The following is an 18,140-nucleotide window of genomic DNA, read 5'->3' as shown; positions in this document are numbered from 1 at the left end:
CGCCAACACCTTAAGACAGATGAAGCAGGCACCTAGCGAATGATGATCAGCGGATGGCCGCGCTCCGGGTGCGGTTGCACCAGCACGTCGATACCAAACACTGCGCGCAGCGCCATGGGCGTGAGCACCTGCTGCGGTGTGTCCAGCGCATGGCAGCGGCCCTGCTCCAGCAACAGGATCTGGTCACAGTAACGTGCCGCCAGGTTCAGGTCATGCAGGATCACCAGCACCGCCGCGCCACGGTCGGCGAATTCCCGTACGGCCTGCAAGGTGGTGTGCTGGTGCAGCGGGTCGAGCGCCGAGGTCGGCTCGTCGAGCAGCAGCGTGGTGCCAGCCTCGCCCGGCCACAGCTGCGCCAATACCCGGGCCAGGTGCACGCGTTGGCGCTCGCCACCGGACAACGCCAGGTAGCTGCGCTCGACCAGGTGTTGCGCGTCCGCCGCCGCCAGCGCCGCGGCGACGATCTCGCGGTCGCGCTGACGACCACTGGCGTGGGGCAGACGACCCAGGCCGACGACCTCCTCGACGCTGAAGGCAAAGCCCAGGCTGGAGGCTTGCGGCAACACCGCCAGGCACCTGGCCCGCGCCTGCCCGGCCCAATCATTCAGCGCGCGCCCATCGAGCTGAACACGCCCATCGCCAGGTGTCAGCTCACCGCACAGCGCGCCCAACAGGCTGCTCTTGCCGGCCCCATTGGGCCCCAGCACACCGAGAATCTGCCCCGGCTGCAACTGCAGGGTGATATCGCGCAGCACTTGCTTGCCGCCACGGGTAAGAGAAAGGCCTTGAACATCGAGCATCAGCTGCGCACCTTCACCAGCAGGAACAGGAAGAACGGCGCGCCGATAAAGGCCGTGACGATGCCGATTGGCAGCTCTGCCGGGGCCAGTGCCAGGCGTGCGAGCAGGTCGGCGAACAGCAGCAGCGTGCCGCCGGCCAGCAACGAGGCGGGCAGCAGCACCCGGTGGTCTGGCCCGGCCACCAGCCGCACCAGGTGCGGCACCACCAGGCCGATGAAGCCGATCAACCCGGCCGCAGCCACCGCCGCGCCGACACCCAGGGCAGTGCAGAACACCAGTTCGCGCTTGAGCGCCTCCACTTCGATACCCAGGTGGCGCGCCTCCGACTCACCCAGCAGCAAGGCGTTGAGCGCCTGGGCCCGCCGCGGCAACCACAGCGCTACCGCCGCCGCCACCAGCAGCAATGGCCATAGCCGCTCGTAGCTGGCGCCGTTGAGGCTGCCCAGGTTCCAGAAGGTCAGGGTGCGCAGGGTGGCGTCGTCGGCGAGGTAGGTGAACAGCCCCACCGCCGAGCCCCCCAGGGCGGTCATGGCAATCCCGGCCAGCAGCATGGTCGCCACGTGGGTCTGCCCGTCGCGCCGCCCCAGGCGATAGACCAGCGCCGTCACGCCCAGGCCGCCGACGAAGGCACAGAGCGACAGCACGTAAGGCGCGAACCACTCGGGAATCCCCCCCAGCCAACTGCCACCGACGATCGCCAGCGCCGCCCCCAGCGCCGCGCCGCTGGCCACCCCCACCAGCCCCGGGTCGGCCAGCGGGTTGCGGAACAACCCCTGCATCGCCACACCCGAAAGCGCCAACACAGCACCCACCGCCAGGCCCAGCAAGGTGCGCGGCAGGCGAATCTGCCCCAGGATCAGTTCGGCCTGCTCCAGGCCATCGGCCGCCAGCGGCAGGCCGAACAGCCGCAAGCCGGCGCGCAGGGTATCGAACAGCGGCAGGCTGACCGGCCCCAGCGCCAGCGACAGCCAGACCGCCAACAGGCACAGCACGGCCAGGACAATAAACAGCGTGCGCGGCTGGACCCGCTGCCTCATGGCTTGAGGCGCGCCTTGGCCGCGGGATAGAAGCTGCCGGCCAGCTCATGCAAGGTGGCCGGCAGGCGCGGGCCCAGGCCACCGACCAACAGCGTCGGGTCGAGCGACACCAGGCGCTGCTCACGCACCGCCCGCGAGGCCGCCAGGGCCGGGTTTTCCTTGAGCAGCGCCTGCAACGCCTGCTCGCCGCTGAGGGCACGGTCGGAGAACACCAGCACATCGGGGTTCAGCGCGGCCAGGGCCTCTACCGAGAAGTTCTTGTAGCCCTGATGCTCGGCCAGGTTGCGACCACCGGCCTGGCGTAGCAGCCAGTCACCGGCGGTACCCTGCCCGGCGATCATCGGCTTGGCGCCGGCATGCCCGACCAGCAGCAACACGCCCGGCGCCTGCTGCCCGGCCTGGGCTTGCGCGACCTGCTTGTGCAACTGCTCCAGCCGCTGGCGATAGTCGCCGGCCAGTTCGCTGGCCTTCTGTTCATTGCCCAGCAGCGCGCCGAGGTGCTTGAGGTTGTCCTCCACCGCACCCAGCTCGGCCTTGCTGGAGAACAGCTCGACGCGCACGCCGGCCTTGCGGATCTGCGCCAGCACCGGTGGTGGCCCCATTTCCTCGGTGCCCACCAGCACATCCGGGCGCAGGCTGAGCACGCCCTCGGCCGACAGCTGGCGCTGGTAGCCGATGCTCGGCAGCGCCTTGAGCGATTCGGGGTGCTGACTGGTGGTATCGACACCGACCAAGCGCGGCTCGCCGCCCAGGGCGCTGATCCACTCGCTGAGGGCGCCACCGGCACTGACCCAGCGCTGCGGCAGTTCGGTGGCCAGGGCCTGGCTATTCAGGGCAAGGCCGGCGCACAAGGCGATCAAGGCAACGGGACGGCGCATCATCGGGATCCTTTACAGAAGACGAGCCGCATGCCTTGTGGCCGACGGCGCAGTTGCGCACCATAGACAGCCTGGCGCGATGCATGCGGGCAATTTGATAATTATTCGCATTGAAGCGTCAAGCCATCCCTTTGTCACACGACTTGACCGGAAGAAGCCGCGCCCATGCATTTTCTCTGCGCCTCTAGCGACCTCACCGAAGGCCACAGCCGCGCCTTCAGCGTAGCGGGTGAGCCGCTGTTCGGCGTACGCCGCCAGGGCAAGGTCCACCTGTATCGCAATCGCTGCCCGCACCGCGGTATCCCGCTTAACTGGGCAGCGGACGGCTTTCTCGACGACAGCGCGAGCTTGATCCACTGCGCCCACCACGGGGCGTTGTTCCTTATAGAAAGTGGCGAATGCGTGGCCGGCCCGTGCGAGGGCCAATGGCTGGAGGCCCTGGACTGCCGGGAAGACAGCCAGGGCATCTGGCTCAGGGGATGAGCAACACCGGCAAGGGGCGGTCGATCACCAGTTGCCGGGCATCCAGGCGCGTGCCGTAGGCGAGCACCTCGACCCCTTGCGCTACGGCGGCGCGCAAGGCCTGGGCGTAGGCCGCGTCGATCTCCTGCGCCGGGCGCACGGCTTCGATGCCGGTGAGGTTCACGCAATACAACTGCACCGCGCGGATGCCTTGCCGGGCCAGTGCAGCCAGCTCGCGCAGGTGCTTGGCGCCACGCTGGGTAACGGCATCGGGGAAGGCCGCCACGGGGGTATCGGGGTAGCCCAGGGTCACGCTCTTGACCTCGACATACGCCCTGGTGCCATCGGCGAACTCCAGATAGAAGTCGATACGGCTGCGCTCCTCGCCGTAGGCCACCTCACGCTTGAGCAGGGTGAAACCGGCCAGCTCGCTGATGACGCCGGCACGCAGCGCTTCCTCGACCACGGCATTGGCCCGCCCGGTGTTGACGCAGGCCAGCCGCCCCTGGGGCGTCTCGCTGATCTCCCAGGTGCCGGGCAGCTTGCGCTTGGGGTCGTTGGAGCGGCTGAACCATACCTGCCCGCCCTCGCGCATGCAGTTGAGCATGGACCCGGTGTTCGGGCAGTGGATGGTCAGTTGCTCGCCACTGGGCAGCTCGATATCGGCCAGGAAACGTTTGTAGCGGCGCAGCAGGCGCGCTTGTTCAAGTACGGGAAACAACATGCTCAGCCCTGCCAGCTCTGCAAGCCACGGGCAATGCGTTGCACTGCCTCTTCCAGGCGCGGCAGGCTCTGGGTATAGGCGAAGCGCACATGGTGTCCGGCCTGGTGGCGGCCGAAGTCCAGGCCCGGGGTGAAGGCCAGGTGCTCGGTTTCAAGGAAATGCCGACAGAACGCGAAGGCATCGCCGCCAAACGCGCTGATATCGGCATACAAATAGAAGGCGCCCTGGGGCTCGACGGCGATACCGAAGCCCAGCGCGCGCAGGGCCGGCAGCAGGTAGTCACGGCGCCGGGCGAACTCGCCGCGGCGCGCCTCGAGGACCGCCAGGGTCTCGGGCTCGAAACACGCCAGCGCGGCATGCTGGGCCATGCTCGGTGCACTGATGTAGAGGTTCTGCGCCAGCTTCTCCAGGTCGGCGACCGCCGACGGCGGCGCTACCAGCCAACCCAGGCGCCAGCCGGTCATGCCGAAATATTTGGAAAAACTGTTCAGGACAAAGGCCTGGTCGTCCACTTCCAGCACGCTGGGCGCGTCCATGCCGTAGGTCAGGCCGTGGTAGATCTCGTCCACCACCAGGTGGCCATGGCGCTCGCGGGTGGCCCTGGACAAGCTGGCCAGCTCATCACGGTCGAGCACCGTGCCGGTCGGGTTGGCCGGGGAGGCCACCAGGGCGCCGACGGTGTCCTTGTCCCAATGGCGTTCGACCAGGTCGGCGGTCAGCTGGTAGTTGACGTCCGGCCCGACCGGCACCAGCTGAGCGCCGCCTTCGACCAGGCGCAGGAAATGCCGGTTGCACGGGTAGCCCGGGTCGGCCAGCAGCCAGTGCTTGCCCGGGTCGACCAACAGGCTGCTGGCCAGCAGCAAGGCCCCGGAACCGCCGGGGGTGATCAACACCCGCTCGGGGTCGAGGTCGACGCCGTAGCGCTGGCCATAGAACCCGGCGATCGCCTCGCGCAGTTGCGGCAAGCCACGGGCCGCGGTGTAGCGGGTGTGGCCGGCGGCCAATGCGGCTTGGCCGGCGGCGACGATCGGCGCGGCGGTGGTGAAGTCCGGCTCGCCGATCTCCAGATGGATCACGTCGTGGCCTGCGGCCTGCAGCTCGTTGGCGCGCGCCAGCAGGGCCATCACGTGGAAGGGTTCGATGGCGCGACTACGCGCACTGTGTGGCTGAGCCATGGGCCTTCTCTCAATTGGGTCTAGACTGTTGATTCTACCGTCGCACGGGAGCGAACGTGCCACGCGCGCCGCTGTCAATAGCAGGCACAGCGCGGGCTAGCGCACCCCGGATCTATCTGGTAAGTTCGGCGGCTCGCAGTCGCAGGGCCGGCGGGCGCCGGAGATGGAAGCAAGCCTGCGCATTGGATCAGATGAGTGAGAGGCGGTCTATTCATGTCCACCGTAGAAAAGCAAAAAGTCCAGACCATGTACGGTGTCGAGCCCTACGTAGAGACCAAGGGTGAGGAATACATGGGCGAGCCCATGAAAAAACACTTCACCAAGCTCCTCAATGCCTGGAAAGGCGAGCTGATGGTCAGTGTGGATCGCACCGTGGACCACATGAAGGACGAAGCAGCCAACTTCCCCGACCCGGCCGACCGTGCCAGCCAGGAAGAAGAGTTCGCCCTGGAGCTGCGCAACCGTGATCGCGAGCGCAAGCTGATCAAGAAGATCGACAAGACCCTCGACAAGATCAAGGCCGACGAGTACGGCTGGTGCGAGTCCTGCGGCATCGAGATCGGCCTGCGCCGCCTGGAAGCCCGCCCGACCGCCGACCTGTGCTTCGACTGCAAGGAAATTGCCGAGAAGAAGGAAAAGACTGTCGGTAAAGGCTGATTCCAGAACCTCGCAGACGGGGCGTACTGGTTGTGGAGGCGGGCTTGCTCGCTCCTGCAATAGGTACGCCCCGTCTTCATTTATATAACTGTGCAATCCATGAACGACTCCCGCTACATCGGCCGCTTTGCCCCCACCCCCAGCGGTTTCCTGCATTTCGGCTCGCTGGTCGCCGCCCTCGCCTCCTGGCTCGACGCCCGCGCCGTGAATGGCCGCTGGTTGCTGCGCATGGAAGACACCGACCCGCCGCGGGAAATGCCCGGCGCCCGCGACGCGATCCTGCAGACCCTGGAGCGCTACGGCCTGGAATGGGACGGCGAGGTGGTGTTCCAGAGCCAGCGCCACGAGGCCTACGCCGCCGTGGTCGAGCGCTTGTTCAGCATGGGCCTGGCCTATGCCTGCACCTGCTCGCGCAAACAGCTCGAAGGCCACAACGGCATCTACCCCGGCTTTTGCCGCAACGCCGGCCACGCCCGCGAAGGCGCGGCGATCCGCCTGCGAGTGCCGGAGCTCATCTACCGCTTCAACGACCGCGTCCAAGGCCCGTTCGAACAGCACTTGGGCCGCGAGGTGGGCGACTTCGTCATCCAGCGCCGCGACGGGCTCTATGCCTACCAGTTGGCGGTGGTGCTGGACGATGCCTGGCAGGGTGTCACCGATATCGTGCGCGGCGCCGACCTGCTGGACAACACCCCGCGCCAGCTGTACCTGCAGGAGCTGCTGGGCTTCTCGCAGCCGCGCTACCTGCATATTCCGCTGATCGTGCAGCCCGACGGGCACAAGCTGGGCAAGTCGTACCGTTCGCCGCCGCTGGAGGCCGACCAGGCCACGCCGTTGCTGCTCAGGGCATTGCGCGCGCTGGGGCAGAGGACTGACCCGGCACTGGTGAATGCCAGCCCGGCCGAGGTGCTGGCCGTGGCGCGCCGGCACTGGCAGCCAGAGCACATTGCGCGACAGTTGACGGTGCCTGAGGCTGATTTGCACTAATGCCCAGGCCAGACCGGCCAACGCGATCGGTGTAGGAGCGGCCTTGTGTCGCGAATAGGGCGCGCAGCGGCCTTGGGATCCTTGCATCACGCCTCATCGTCGGGGGCTGCCGCGCAGCCCCATCGCGACACAAGGCCGCTCCTACAGGGACCGCGCAACACCGCAAGCCTTGTGTTTCAACGAATTCAAAAGCCCAACAAATTCAAATCCTTGGCCAACCCTGCCGATTCCCGCTAGCATCGCCGCCATCATTTGCGCCAATAATAAGTCCAAACCCGTAGCGCCCAACCCTCGAGGCCAGCATGTACATCTATCGTTTGGTCCTGCTTCTGGTCGTGGGGATCTACCTGTTCTCCCCGGCCATCATGGACTGGTGGATCGAGCCGACCGGAGCCTGGTACCGCCCCTACCTGCTCTGGCTGATCCTGATCGTCGTCACCTTCATCCTGCAGAGCCAACGAGATGCCGATGAGCTTTAGCCTGACCCAGATGATCCTGATCAGCGCCGCCTACCTGCTGGTGCTGTTCGGCGTGGCCTGGATCAGCGAACGCGGGCTGATCCCGCGCGCCGTCATCCGCCACCCCCTGACCTACACCCTGTCGCTGGGCGTCTACGCCAGTGCCTGGGCCTTCTACGGCTCGGTGGGCCTGGCCTACCAATACGGCTACGGCTTCCTCGCCTGTTACCTCGGGGTGTCGGGCGCCTTCCTGCTGGCGCCGGTGCTGCTCTACCCGATCCTCAAGATCACCCGCACCTACCAGCTGTCGTCACTGGCCGACCTGCTGGCGTTTCGTTTTCGCAGCACCTGGGCCGGCGCCTTGACCACGGTGATCATGCTGATCGGCGTGCTGCCGTTGCTGGCCTTGCAGATCCAGGCGGTGGCCGACTCCATCAGCATCCTCACCGGCGAGCCGGTCAAGGCGCGGGTGGCGTTCGCCTTCTGCGCGCTGATCATCCTGTTCACCATCTTCTTCGGCTCGCGCCATATCGCCACCCGCGAGAAGCATGAGGGGCTGGTGTTCGCCATCGCCTTCGAGTCGGTGATCAAGCTGGTGGCCCTGGGCGGGATCGGCCTGTACGCGCTGTATGGCGTGTTCGGCGGCCCCCACGGCCTGGAAGTGTGGCTGCTGCAGAACCAGACCGCCCTCGCCGCCCTGCACACCCCCTTGCAGGAAGGCCCATGGCGCACCCTGCTGCTGGTGTTCTTCGCCTCGGCGATCGTGATGCCACACATGTACCACATGGCGTTCACCGAAAACCTCAGCCCGCGCTCGCTGGTCAGCGCCAGCTGGGGCCTGCCGCTGTTCCTATTGCTGATGAGCCTGGCCGTGCCGCTGGTGCTGTGGGCCGGACTGCGCCTGGGCGCCAGCACCAACCCCGAGTACTTCACCCTGGGCCTGGGCATCGCCGCCAACAACGAGGCGCTGGCCCTGCTGGCCTACGTCGGCGGGCTGTCGGCCGCCAGCGGGCTGATCATCGTCACCACCCTGGCGTTGTCGGGCATGGCCCTGAACCACCTGGTGCTGCCGCTGTACCAGCCGCCGGCCGAGGGCAACATCTACCGCTGGCTGAAATGGACCCGTCGTGCGCTGATCGTCGCCATCATCACCGCCGGGTTCATCTTCTACCTGACCCAGAGCAACCACCAGAGCCTGGCCAACCTGGGCATCGTCGCCTTCGTCGCCACCTTGCAGTTCCTGCCCGGCGTGCTTTCGGTGCTGTACTGGCCGACCGCCAACCGCCGCGGTTTCATCGCCGGCCTGCTGGCGGGCACCCTGGTGTGGATGGTGACCATGCTGCTGCCGCTGCTGGGCAACCTGCAGGGCTTCTACATCCCGTTGCTGGACATGATCTACGTGCTGGACGACACCAGCTGGCACATGGCGGCCATCGCCTCGCTGGCGGCCAACGTGTTGCTGTTCACCTTGATCTCGCTGTTCAGCAACGCCAGCAGCGAAGAGGTCAGCGCCGCCGAGGCCTGCGCGGTGGACAACGTGCGCCGGCCACAACGCCGCGAACTGCACGCCGCCTCACCCCAGGAGTTCGCCACCCAGCTGGCCAAGCCACTGGGCGCCAAGGCCGCGCAGAAGGAAGTCGAACAGGCCCTGCGCGACCTCTACCTGCCCTTCGACGAGCGCCGCCCCTACGCCCTGCGCCGCCTGCGCGACCGCATCGAGGCCAACCTCTCCGGGCTGATGGGCCCGAGCGTGGCCCAGGACATGGTCGAGACCTTCCTGCCCTACAAGTCCGGCAACGAGAACTACGTCACCGAGGACATCCACTTCATCGAAAGCCGACTCGAGGACTACCACTCGCGCCTCACCGGCCTTGCCGCCGAGCTCGACGCCCTGCGCCGCTACCACCGCCAGACCCTGCAAGAGCTGCCCATGGGTGTCTGCTCGCTGGCCAAGGACCAGGAAATCCTGATGTGGAACAAGGCCATGGAGGAGCTCACCGGGATCGCCGCCAAGCATGTGGTCGGCTCGCGCCTGGTGACGATCGCCGAACCGTGGCGTGGGCTGCTGCAAGGTTTCATCAACCTGCCCGACGAACACCTGCACAAGCAACGCCTGGCGCTCGACGGACAGCCACGCTGGCTCAACCTGCACAAGGCAGCCATCGACGAGCCGCTGGCCCCGGGCAACAGCGGCCTGGTGCTGCTGGTCGAGGACCTGACCGAAACCCAGGCCCTGGAAGACAAGCTGGTGCACTCCGAACGGCTGGCCAGCATCGGCCGCCTGGCCGCCGGCGTGGCCCACGAGATCGGCAACCCGATCACCGGCATCGCCTGCCTGGCACAGAACCTGCGCGAAGAACGCGAGGGCGATGGCGAGCTGATCGAGCTGTCCAGCCAGATCCTCGAGCAGACCAAGCGCGTGTCGCGCATCGTCCAGTCGCTGATGAGCTTCGCCCACGCCGGCGGCAGCCAGCAGAACAGCGAGGAACCGGTGTGCCTGGCCGAGGTGGCGCAGGACGCCATTGGTCTGCTGGCGTTGAACCGGCGCAATTTCGAAGTACAGTTCTTCAACCTCTGCGACCCGCATCACTGGGTCGAGGGCGACCCGCAACGTTTGGCCCAGGTGTTGATCAACCTGCTTTCCAATGCCCGCGACGCCTCGCCACCCGGCAGCGCCGTGCGCGTGCGCAGCGAAAGCAGCGAGCACACCGTGGACCTGATCGTCGAGGACGAAGGCAGCGGTATTCCGAAAAGCATCATGGACCGCCTGTTCGAACCCTTCTTCACCACCAAGGACCCGGGCGAAGGCACCGGACTGGGGCTCGCTCTGGTCTATTCCATCGTGGAAGAGCATTATGGGCAAATCACCATCGACAGCCCGGCCGACATCGAGCGCCAACGTGGTACCCGGATCCGCGTGACCCTGCCCCGGCATGTCGTAGCGACGTCCCCTGAAATTCGAGACCGTCGAGAGAATTGAATCAATGCCGCACATTCTGATCGTCGAAGACGAAACCATCATCCGTTCGGCCTTGCGCCGCTTGCTCGAACGGAACCAGTACCAGGTCAGCGAAGCCGGCTCGGTGCAGGAAGCCCAGGAACGCTTCAGCATTGCCACCTTCGACCTGATCGTCAGTGACCTGCGCCTGCCTGGGGCCCCGGGCACCGAGCTGATCAAGCTCGGCCAGGGCACCCCGGTGCTGATCATGACCAGCTACGCCAGCCTGCGCTCGGCGGTGGACTCGATGAAGATGGGCGCGGTGGACTACATCGCCAAGCCGTTCGACCACGACGAGATGCTCCAGGCCGTCGCGCGCATTCTGCGCGATCGCCAGAACGCACCGGCGGTGGCGCCCGCCAGCGAAGCGCGCGCGACCAACGGCAAGGCTGGTGCCGACAAGCCGGCCGCGGCCAACGGCGAAATCGGCATCATCGGCTCCTGCGCGCCAATGCAGGACCTGTTCGTGAAGATCCGCAAGGTCGCGCCCACCGACTCCAATGTGCTGATCCAGGGCGAGTCGGGCACCGGCAAGGAACTGGTCGCCCGCGCCCTGCACAACCTGTCGCGCCGGGCCAAGGCGCCGATGATCTCGGTGAACTGCGCGGCGATCCCGGAAACCCTGATCGAGTCCGAACTGTTCGGCCACGAAAAAGGCGCATTCACCGGCGCCAGCGCCGGGCGTGCCGGCCTGGTCGAGGCCGCCGACGGCGGTACGCTGTTCCTCGACGAAATCGGCGAACTGCCACTGGAAGCCCAGGCCCGCCTGTTGCGCGTGTTGCAGGAAGGCGAGATCCGCCGGGTTGGCTCGGTGCAGTCGCAAAAGGTCGATGTGCGCCTGATCGCCGCGACCCACCGCGACCTGAAGAACCTGGCCAAGGCCGGGCAGTTCCGTGAAGACCTCTACTACCGCCTGCACGTGATCGCCCTGAAGCTGCCAGCCCTGCGCGAGCGTGGCAGCGACGTCAACGAAATTGCCAACGCCTTCCTCGCGCGCCAGAGCGCGCGGGTCGGCCGTGACGACCTGCACTTCTCCAGCGAGGCCGAGCAAGCCATCCGCCATTACAGCTGGCCGGGTAACGTGCGCGAGCTGGAAAACGCCGTGGAGCGTGCGGTGATTCTCAGCGAGAGCGCGGAAATTTCCGCCGACCTGCTGGGCATCGACATCGAGCTGAGCGACCTGGACGACGACGATGTGCTCGACAGCCTGCCGGCGCTGGTTGGCAACGGTGCCAGCAGCGCCAGCCACGAGCCGACCGAGGACCTGTCGCTGGAAGACTACTTCCAGCACTTCGTGCTCGAACACCAGGACCACATGACCGAGACCGAACTGGCGCGCAAGCTGGGCGTCAGCCGCAAGTGCCTGTGGGAACGCCGCCAGCGCCTGGGCATCCCGCGGCGCAAGAGCAACGTCACCAGCGACAACTGATACAGCCTGGATGCATCGCGGGGCAGGCCCGCTCCCACAGTGCGTGGGGGCAGGCTTGCCCCGCGGTCGTTTGGGGGTAACACATCAGTTACCGCAAAAATCTGTTACCCACCCTGTCAGCCGTAACATCCCCCGAGGCGTAAGGTAACGAAATTTCTACATTTGCCCCGCGGCAAAACCTTCCCGAAACGCCGAAACCCCCGGTTTCATTGGGTTTTCAAAAGTTGGCACGGCATCTGCTATATCTCTGGTACAAGAACAATAACAAGCACTGCAACTCAGAATAAGAACAAGACGAAACGGCTCACGCACAATAAAAACAAGACGGCGGAGGCGCAGCTAACTGATTCTTTTGGAGAGGCGTTGTGTTTGGGGCTTGCCCCACGATCAGGCAGAGAACAACAAAAACTGCACTTAAAAGCAGCACCTGAACTGATTGGACCGCAAGGTCAGCATCAACTCGGCGACCAAAGCAATCCGTTTGCTCTTCACCCCTGGTTTGGGGGTCGTCCATACGCTTCAGGCGGCATGGGCAGGGCACTCAACAAAAACAAGAAGCCCGATAGAAAAACAATAAGAGCGCGCAACGACTTGATGGGGAGCTTAGGCTCCCCATGTCGTTTCTCCCTTCTGCATAGCCTCTTGGCACAGCGCCTACACCATCCCCCGAGTAAATGCTAGAATCCCCGCCCATCATGCGGCCATTCTCCTATCCTTGGCCGAACATTCCTTCAAACAGTGCATCCCATGCTGAAGAAGCTGTTCCAGTCGTTCCGCCCGCCCGTTCGTGGCCAGCACCACAGGCGCACCACGCCTGAAGTGATCAACAAGAGCCAGCACTCGCTGCAACGCAGCCAGTTCAGCCGTCATGCCGTGGGCATCGTCGAGCGCCTGCAGGCGGCCGGTTACCAGGCCTACCTGGTCGGCGGCTGCGTGCGCGACCTGTTGCTTGGCATCAACCCCAAGGACTTCGACGTCGCCACCAGCGCCACGCCCGAACAGGTCCGCGCGGAGTTCCGCAACGCCCGAATCATCGGCCGGCGCTTCAAGCTGGTCCATGTGCATTTCGGTCGCGAGATCATCGAAGTCGCCACCTTCCGCGCCCCGCATTCCGATGAAGACCAGGCCGACAGCCACCGTTCGTCGCACAATGCCAGCGGTCGCATCCTGCGCGACAACGTCTACGGCACCCTGGAAGAAGACGCGCAACGCCGCGACTTCACCATCAACGCCCTGTACTACGACCCGGTCAGCGAGCGCATTCTCGACTACGCCAACGGTGTCCACGACATCCGCAACCGCTTGCTGCGCCTGATCGGCGACCCGACCCAGCGCTACCAGGAAGACCCGGTGCGCATGCTGCGGGCGGTGCGTTTCGCCGCCAAGCTGGACTTCGGCATCGAGAAGCACACCGTGCAGCCGATTCGCCAGCTGGCGCCGATGCTGCGCGACATCCCGCCGGCGCGGCTGTTCGAAGAGAGCCTGAAGCTGTTCCTCAACGGCCAGGGTGCGATCACCTTCGAGATGCTGGTCGACCTGGAACTGTTCGAGCCGCTGTTCCCGGCCAGCAGCCACGCCCTGGAAGAGCGCCCGACCTACACCCATACCCTGATCAGCCAGGCCCTGAGCAATACCGACCTGCGCGTCAAGCAGGGCAAGCCGGTGACCCCGGCCTTCCTGTTCGCCGCCTTGCTGTGGCCAGCCCTGCCGGGCCGCGTGCTGCACCTGCAAAGCCAGGGCGTGCCGCCGATCCCGGCCATGAACGGCGCGGCCCACGACCTGATCGCCGAGCAGTGCCAACGCATCGCCATCCCCAAGCGCTTCACCCTGCCGATCCGCGAGATCTGGGACATGCAGGAGCGCCTGCCACGCCGCAGCGGCAAGCGCGCCGACGTGATGCTGGACAACCCGCGCTTCCGCGCCGGCTATGACTTCCTGCTGCTGCGTGAAAGCGCCGGCGAGCAAACCGATGGCCTGGGCCAATGGTGGACCGACTACCAGGACGCCAACGACAGCCAGCGCCGCGACATGATCCGCGAGCTGGGCGGCCGCGACGACGGCGCCAGCAGCAGTGCCGGCCCACGCAAGCGCAAGCGTAGCGGTAGCAAGCGCAAGCGTGATGACGACCAGGCATGGGATTGAGCATGACCACCCGCGCCTTCATCGGCCTGGGCAGTAACCTCGACGAGCCCGCCGAGCAACTGCGCAACGCCCTACAGGCGCTCGACCTGATCGCCGACACCCGCCTGGCGGCGGCCTCGGCGCTGTACACCAGCGACTCGCTGCTGCCTGGCCAGCCACGCTACACCAATGCCGTGGCGGCCATCGACACGGCGCTGACGCCACTGGCGCTGCTCGACGCCTTGCAGGGCATCGAGAACGACCAGGGCCGCGTACGCCAGGAACGCTGGGGGCCACGCACACTGGACCTCGACATGCTGCTGTTCGGTGACCAGGTCATCGACGTGCCGCGCCTGAAAGTGCCCCACTACCACATGCAGGCGCGTCCCTTCGTGCTCTACCCGTTGGCCGAGCTGGTACCGGCCGACTTCCATCTCGCCGACGGTCGCAGCCTCGCGCAATTGCTTCAGGACTGCCCGTTCGTCGGCCTGGAGCGCCTGTAATTCGGGCGTTCCAGACGGCGGTAACGCCAGTGTCACCCTGACCGTAACAATACGGTAACACCGCTGGTTGACTTCCCCCACCTCGCTCACGACTATAGGCGTCCCGCGGCGCCACTGTGCCGCAATCACCCATTTAGGCCCGGACCGACCTGTGCCCGAACATCACCGACGATGATGTGCCGCTCCGGAAGATGAATACACGCGTTGTACGCAGTTGTCTTTCACAGCGCCTGAACGAGGATGCCCCTACATGCCTGAAGTAACCCTCACCACCCTGCACGGCCTGAAGGCCAAGGGTGAAAAGATCACCATGCTGACCTGCTATGACGCGACCTTCGCCAAGGCCGCGAGCCAGGCTGGCGTTGAAGTACTGCTGGTAGGCGACTCCCTGGGCATGGTCCTGCAAGGCCATGACAGCACCCTGCCAGTCAGCAACAACGACATGGCCTACCACACCGCCTGCGTCAAGCGCGGCAATGAAGGGGCGCTGATCCTCGCCGACCTGCCGTTCATGGCCCACGCCACCCCGGAGCAGGCCTTCCTCAATGCCGCCCAGTTGATGCGCGCCGGCGCGCACATGCTCAAGATCGAAGGCGCCGCCTGGCTGGGCGAGACCATTCGCCTACTGGCCGAGCGTGGCGTGCCGGTGTGCGCGCACATGGGCCTGACCCCGCAGACCGTCAATGTGCTCGGCGGCTACAAGGTCCAGGGCCGCCAGGAAGCCCAGGCGCGACAGATGCGTGCCGACGCCATCGCCCTGGAACAGGCCGGCGCCGCCATGCTGCTGCTCGAGTGCGTGCCCAGCGAGCTGGCCGCGGAAATCACCCAGGCGGTGAGCATCCCGGTGATCGGCATCGGCGCCGGCAGCGCCACCGATGGCCAGGTACTGGTGCTGCACGACATGCTCGGCTTGTCGCTGACCGGCCGCGTGCCGAAGTTCGTGAAGAACTTCATGGCCGGCCAGGCAGATATCCACAGCGCGCTTGCCGCCTACGTGCAGGCGGTCAAGGACGTCAGCTTCCCCGGCAGCGAACATGGGTTCAGCGCATGAATACCGTCAAGACCGTTCGTGAACTGCGTGCCGCCGTGGCGCGGGCCCGTGGCGAGGGCAAGCGCATTGGCTTCGTGCCGACCATGGGCAACCTGCACCAGGGCCATGCCGCCCTGGTGACCAAGGCCGCGCAGCGCGCCGACTTCGTGGTCGCCAGCATCTTCGTCAACCCGCTGCAGTTCGGCGCCGGCGAGGACCTGGACAAGTACCCGCGCACCCTCGCCGCCGACCAGGAGCGTCTGCTCCAGGCCGGCTGCCACCTGCTGTTCGCGCCCGGCGTCGAAGAGATGTACCCCGACGGCATGGCCGTGCAGACCCGGGTCAGCGTGCCGCAGTTGTCCGAAGGCCTGTGCGGCGCCAGCCGCCCGGGCCACTTCGAGGGCGTGGCGACGGTGGTCAGCAAGCTGTTCAACATGGTCCAGCCGGACCTTGCCGTGTTCGGCGAGAAGGACTACCAGCAACTGGCAGTGATCCGCGCCATGGTGCGCGACCTGAACATGCCGATCCAGATCATCGGCGAGCCGACCGTGCGCGCCGAGGATGGCCTGGCGCTGTCCTCGCGCAATGGCTACCTGACGCCGGAGCAACGTGCCGCCGCGCCGGCGCTGTACCGTGCGCTGCGCGGCATGGCCGAGGCCCTGCGCCGTGGCCGGCGCGACTATGCAGCGCTGATCGCCGAGGGCCAGGCGCAACTCGAAAGCGCCGGGTTGCGCAAGGACTACCTGGAGGTGCGCCACGCCGTCACCCTGCGCCCGGCGCAGGTCGATGACCGTGACCTGGTGGTGATCGCCGCTGCTTACCTGGGCAACACCCGGCTGATCGACAATCTCTATCTGCACCTGGAAGAGCAGACCGCCTGAGCTCGACGCGTGGGAGCGGCTCAACGCCGCCCCACGCATGCCTTGGGTATCAGGCCGGTGACAATTTTAATCCGCGCCGCCCGCCTCCCCCCATTCCCGCCTTGGCGCCAATGCCTATAATGTCCAGCTTGCAACCGGCAATGACTGCCGCTGTCCAAGCCTGACCATGCAACAAGGAAACCACCCGCAATGGCGTATTACCGTACCCCCCACGATGTGACGGCGCTGCCCGCCTGGCAGGCGCTTCAGCAACACCGCGACGCCATGCAGGGCTTCAGCATGCGCGAAGCCTTCGCCGCCGATGGCAAGCGCTTCGAACAGTTCTCCTTGAGCAGCTGTGGCCTGTTTCTCGACTACTCGAAGAACCTGATCACCGAGCAGACCCGCGAGCTGCTGGTCAACCTGGCCAGGGAAGTCGACCTGGAAGCGGCCATCAAGTCGATGTTCAGCGGCGAGATCATCAACGCCTCCGAAGGCCGCCCGGTGCTGCACACCGCCCTGCGCCGCCCGGTCGGCGACAAGCTCAGCGTGAACGGCGTCAACGTGATGCCCGAAGTGCACAAGGTGCTCAACCAGATCACCGAACTGGTCGGGCGCATCCATGACGGCCTGTGGCGCGGCTATAGCGAAAAACCGATCACCGACGTGGTCAACATCGGCATCGGCGGCTCGTTCCTTGGCCCGGAGCTGGTCTCCGAGGCTCTGCTGCCCTACGCCCAGCGCGGCGTGCGCTGCCACTACCTGGCAAACATCGACGGCAGCGAGTTCCATGAACTGTCGGCCAACCTGCGCGCCGAGACCACCCTGTTCATCGTGTCGTCGAAGTCGTTCAACACCCTCGAAACCCTGAAGAACGCCATGGCCGCGCGCACCTGGTACCTGGCCCAGGGCGGCTCGGAAGCCGAGCTGTACCGCCACTTCATCGCCGTGTCGAGCAACAAGGCCGCGGCCGTGGCCTTCGGCATCCGCGAAGAGAACATCTTCCCGATGTGGGACTGGGTCGGCGGGCGCTACTCGCTGTGGTCGGCGATCGGCCTGCCGATCGCCCTGGCCATCGGCACCGCCAACTTCAAGGAGCTGCTGTCCGGTGCCTACACCATGGACCAGCACTTCCAGACCGCGCCGTTCGAGAAGAACATGCCGGTGCTGCTGGCCCTGCTCGGGGTGTGGTACGGCAACTTCTGGGGCGCGCGCAGCCACGCGATCCTGCCGTACGACCACTACCTGCGCAACATCACCAAGCACCTGCAGCAGCTGGACATGGAATCCAACGGCAAGAGCGTGCTGGCCGACGGCACCCCGGTGAAGACCGATACCGGCCCGGTGATCTGGGGCGGCGTCGGCTGCAATGGCCAGCATGCCTACCATCAGTTGCTGCACCAGGGCACACAGCTGATCCCGGCTGACTTCATCGTGCCGGTGGTGAGCTTCAACCCGGTCGCCGACCACCACCAGTGGCTGTATGCCAACTGCCTGTCGCAGAGCCAGGCGCTGATGCTCGGCAAGACCCTCGAGGAAGCCGAGGCCGAACTGCGCGCCAAGGGCCTGAACGAAGCCGACATCGCCAAGCTGGCGCCGCACAAGGTGATCCCGGGCAATCGCCCGAGCAACACCCTGGTGGTCGAGCGCATCAGCCCACGCCGCCTCGGCGCGCTGGTGGCGATGTACGAGCACAAGGTCTTCGTGCAGAGCGTGGTCTGGGGCATCAACGCCTTCGACCAGTGGGGCGTGGAACTGGGCAAGGAGCTGGGCAAGGGCGTGTACCAGCGCCTGGTCGGCGCCCAGGAAGACAACGCCGAGGATGGCTCGACCCAGGGCCTGATCAACTACTTCCGCGGCCGTCACCGCGGCTGATGCCATATGCCACAGCGCCGCTCTCTGTAGGAGCGGCCTTGTGTCGCGATGGGGCGCGCAGCGGCCCGGAAGTGTCAGATTTTTTGTGTGCGGGCCGGTAACGGCCTGCCGTCAGGCAGGCTCGACTTTCACCAGGTCGGCCTGAT

16 protein-coding genes are annotated in these 18,140 nt (G+C 66.0%); 11 read left to right on the top strand and 5 right to left on the bottom strand.

The features are described 5' to 3' along the window. Window positions 1-32 precede the first annotated feature (32 nt). Genes NJG22_RS22850 through NJG22_RS22840 form a run of 3 tightly spaced genes read right to left on the bottom strand, consistent with a single transcriptional unit; the run spans window position 33 to window position 2,718 of the window. A complete protein-coding gene (locus NJG22_RS22850; RefSeq protein ID WP_253098004.1) occupies window positions 33-800 on the bottom strand; it encodes a heme ABC transporter ATP-binding protein in 768 nt (255 codons plus the stop codon). Beyond that, window positions 800-1,783, bottom strand: coding sequence for an iron ABC transporter permease (locus tag NJG22_RS22845; RefSeq protein ID WP_253098033.1), 984 nt, complete (start codon window positions 1,781-1,783; stop codon window positions 800-802). Before NJG22_RS22845 ends, NJG22_RS22850 begins: the two co-directional genes overlap by 1 nt. Window positions 1,784-1,833: 50 nt before the next feature. Further along, window positions 1,834-2,718, bottom strand: a complete 885-nt coding sequence (locus NJG22_RS22840; protein WP_253098002.1) for an ABC transporter substrate-binding protein — start codon at window positions 2,716-2,718, stop codon at window positions 1,834-1,836. A 162-nt stretch (window positions 2,719-2,880) separates the two neighbouring features. Here NJG22_RS22840 and NJG22_RS22835 point away from each other — a divergent pair, with 162 nt between their 5' ends. After that, window positions 2,881-3,198, top strand: a complete 318-nt coding sequence (locus NJG22_RS22835) for a Rieske (2Fe-2S) protein (protein ID WP_253098000.1) — start codon at window positions 2,881-2,883, stop codon at window positions 3,196-3,198. Here NJG22_RS22835 and sfsA read toward each other — a convergent pair. Further along, window positions 3,188-3,901 (bottom strand): DNA/RNA nuclease SfsA, encoded by a 714-nt coding sequence (gene sfsA, locus NJG22_RS22830; RefSeq protein ID WP_253097998.1) that lies wholly within the window; start codon window positions 3,899-3,901, stop codon window positions 3,188-3,190. The genes NJG22_RS22835 and sfsA overlap by 11 nt on opposite strands. Window positions 3,902-3,903: 2 nt before the next feature. After that, a complete protein-coding gene (locus NJG22_RS22825; protein WP_253097990.1) occupies window positions 3,904-5,076 on the bottom strand; it encodes a pyridoxal phosphate-dependent aminotransferase in 1,173 nt (390 codons plus the stop codon). 213 nt (window positions 5,077-5,289) lie between these two features. On the opposite strand from NJG22_RS22825, the gene dksA reads away from it, so the two are divergent. The 10 genes from dksA (at window position 5,290) to pgi (ending at window position 17,994) form a co-directional block, all read left to right on the top strand. Then, window positions 5,290-5,733 carry an RNA polymerase-binding protein DksA gene (gene dksA / locus NJG22_RS22820; RefSeq protein ID WP_134691554.1) on the top strand — a complete coding sequence of 148 codons (444 nt, stop codon included), beginning with the start codon at window positions 5,290-5,292 and terminating at the stop codon, window positions 5,731-5,733. Window positions 5,734-5,832: 99 nt separating this feature from the next. Continuing rightward, window positions 5,833-6,720 (top strand): tRNA glutamyl-Q(34) synthetase GluQRS, encoded by an 888-nt coding sequence (gene gluQRS / locus NJG22_RS22815; protein ID WP_253097988.1) that lies wholly within the window; start codon window positions 5,833-5,835, stop codon window positions 6,718-6,720. 302 nt (window positions 6,721-7,022) lie between these two features. Beyond that, window positions 7,023-7,199, top strand: a complete 177-nt coding sequence (locus NJG22_RS22810; protein ID WP_003250005.1) for a hypothetical protein — start codon at window positions 7,023-7,025, stop codon at window positions 7,197-7,199. Further along, window positions 7,183-10,158, top strand: coding sequence for a sensor histidine kinase (locus NJG22_RS22805; RefSeq protein ID WP_253097986.1), 2,976 nt, complete (start codon window positions 7,183-7,185; stop codon window positions 10,156-10,158). The genes NJG22_RS22810 and NJG22_RS22805 overlap by 17 nt, the downstream gene beginning before the upstream one ends. 4 nt (window positions 10,159-10,162) lie before the next feature. Beyond that, entirely contained in the window at window positions 10,163-11,605 is a 1,443-nt protein-coding gene (locus NJG22_RS22800) for a sigma-54 dependent transcriptional regulator (RefSeq protein WP_253097984.1), read from the top strand. A gap of 747 nt (window positions 11,606-12,352) precedes the next feature. Next, window positions 12,353-13,747 (top strand): polynucleotide adenylyltransferase PcnB, encoded by a 1,395-nt coding sequence (locus NJG22_RS22795; RefSeq protein WP_253097981.1) that lies wholly within the window; start codon window positions 12,353-12,355, stop codon window positions 13,745-13,747. Between the two features lie 2 nt (window positions 13,748-13,749). Further along, window positions 13,750-14,229, top strand: coding sequence for a 2-amino-4-hydroxy-6-hydroxymethyldihydropteridine diphosphokinase (folK, locus tag NJG22_RS22790; protein ID WP_253097977.1), 480 nt, complete (start codon window positions 13,750-13,752; stop codon window positions 14,227-14,229). A 250-nt stretch (window positions 14,230-14,479) separates the two neighbouring features. Continuing rightward, window positions 14,480-15,280, top strand: a complete 801-nt coding sequence (gene panB / locus NJG22_RS22785; protein WP_253097975.1) for a 3-methyl-2-oxobutanoate hydroxymethyltransferase — start codon at window positions 14,480-14,482, stop codon at window positions 15,278-15,280. Beyond that, window positions 15,277-16,140, top strand: a complete 864-nt coding sequence (gene panC / locus NJG22_RS22780) for a pantoate--beta-alanine ligase (protein WP_253097972.1) — start codon at window positions 15,277-15,279, stop codon at window positions 16,138-16,140. Before panB ends, panC begins: the two co-directional genes overlap by 4 nt. A gap of 189 nt (window positions 16,141-16,329) precedes the next feature. Beyond that, window positions 16,330-17,994, top strand: coding sequence for a glucose-6-phosphate isomerase (pgi, locus tag NJG22_RS22775; RefSeq protein WP_253097971.1), 1,665 nt, complete (start codon window positions 16,330-16,332; stop codon window positions 17,992-17,994). Window positions 17,995-18,140 lie beyond the last annotated feature (146 nt).

The sequence above is a fragment of the Pseudomonas sp. VA159-2 genome, assembly GCF_024126635.1.
GTDB classification, from domain to species: Bacteria; Pseudomonadota; Gammaproteobacteria; order Pseudomonadales; family Pseudomonadaceae; genus Aquipseudomonas; species Aquipseudomonas muyukensis.
Note: the sequence above shows the minus strand (reverse complement) of the source record. Positions and strands in the feature narration are given on the sequence as shown.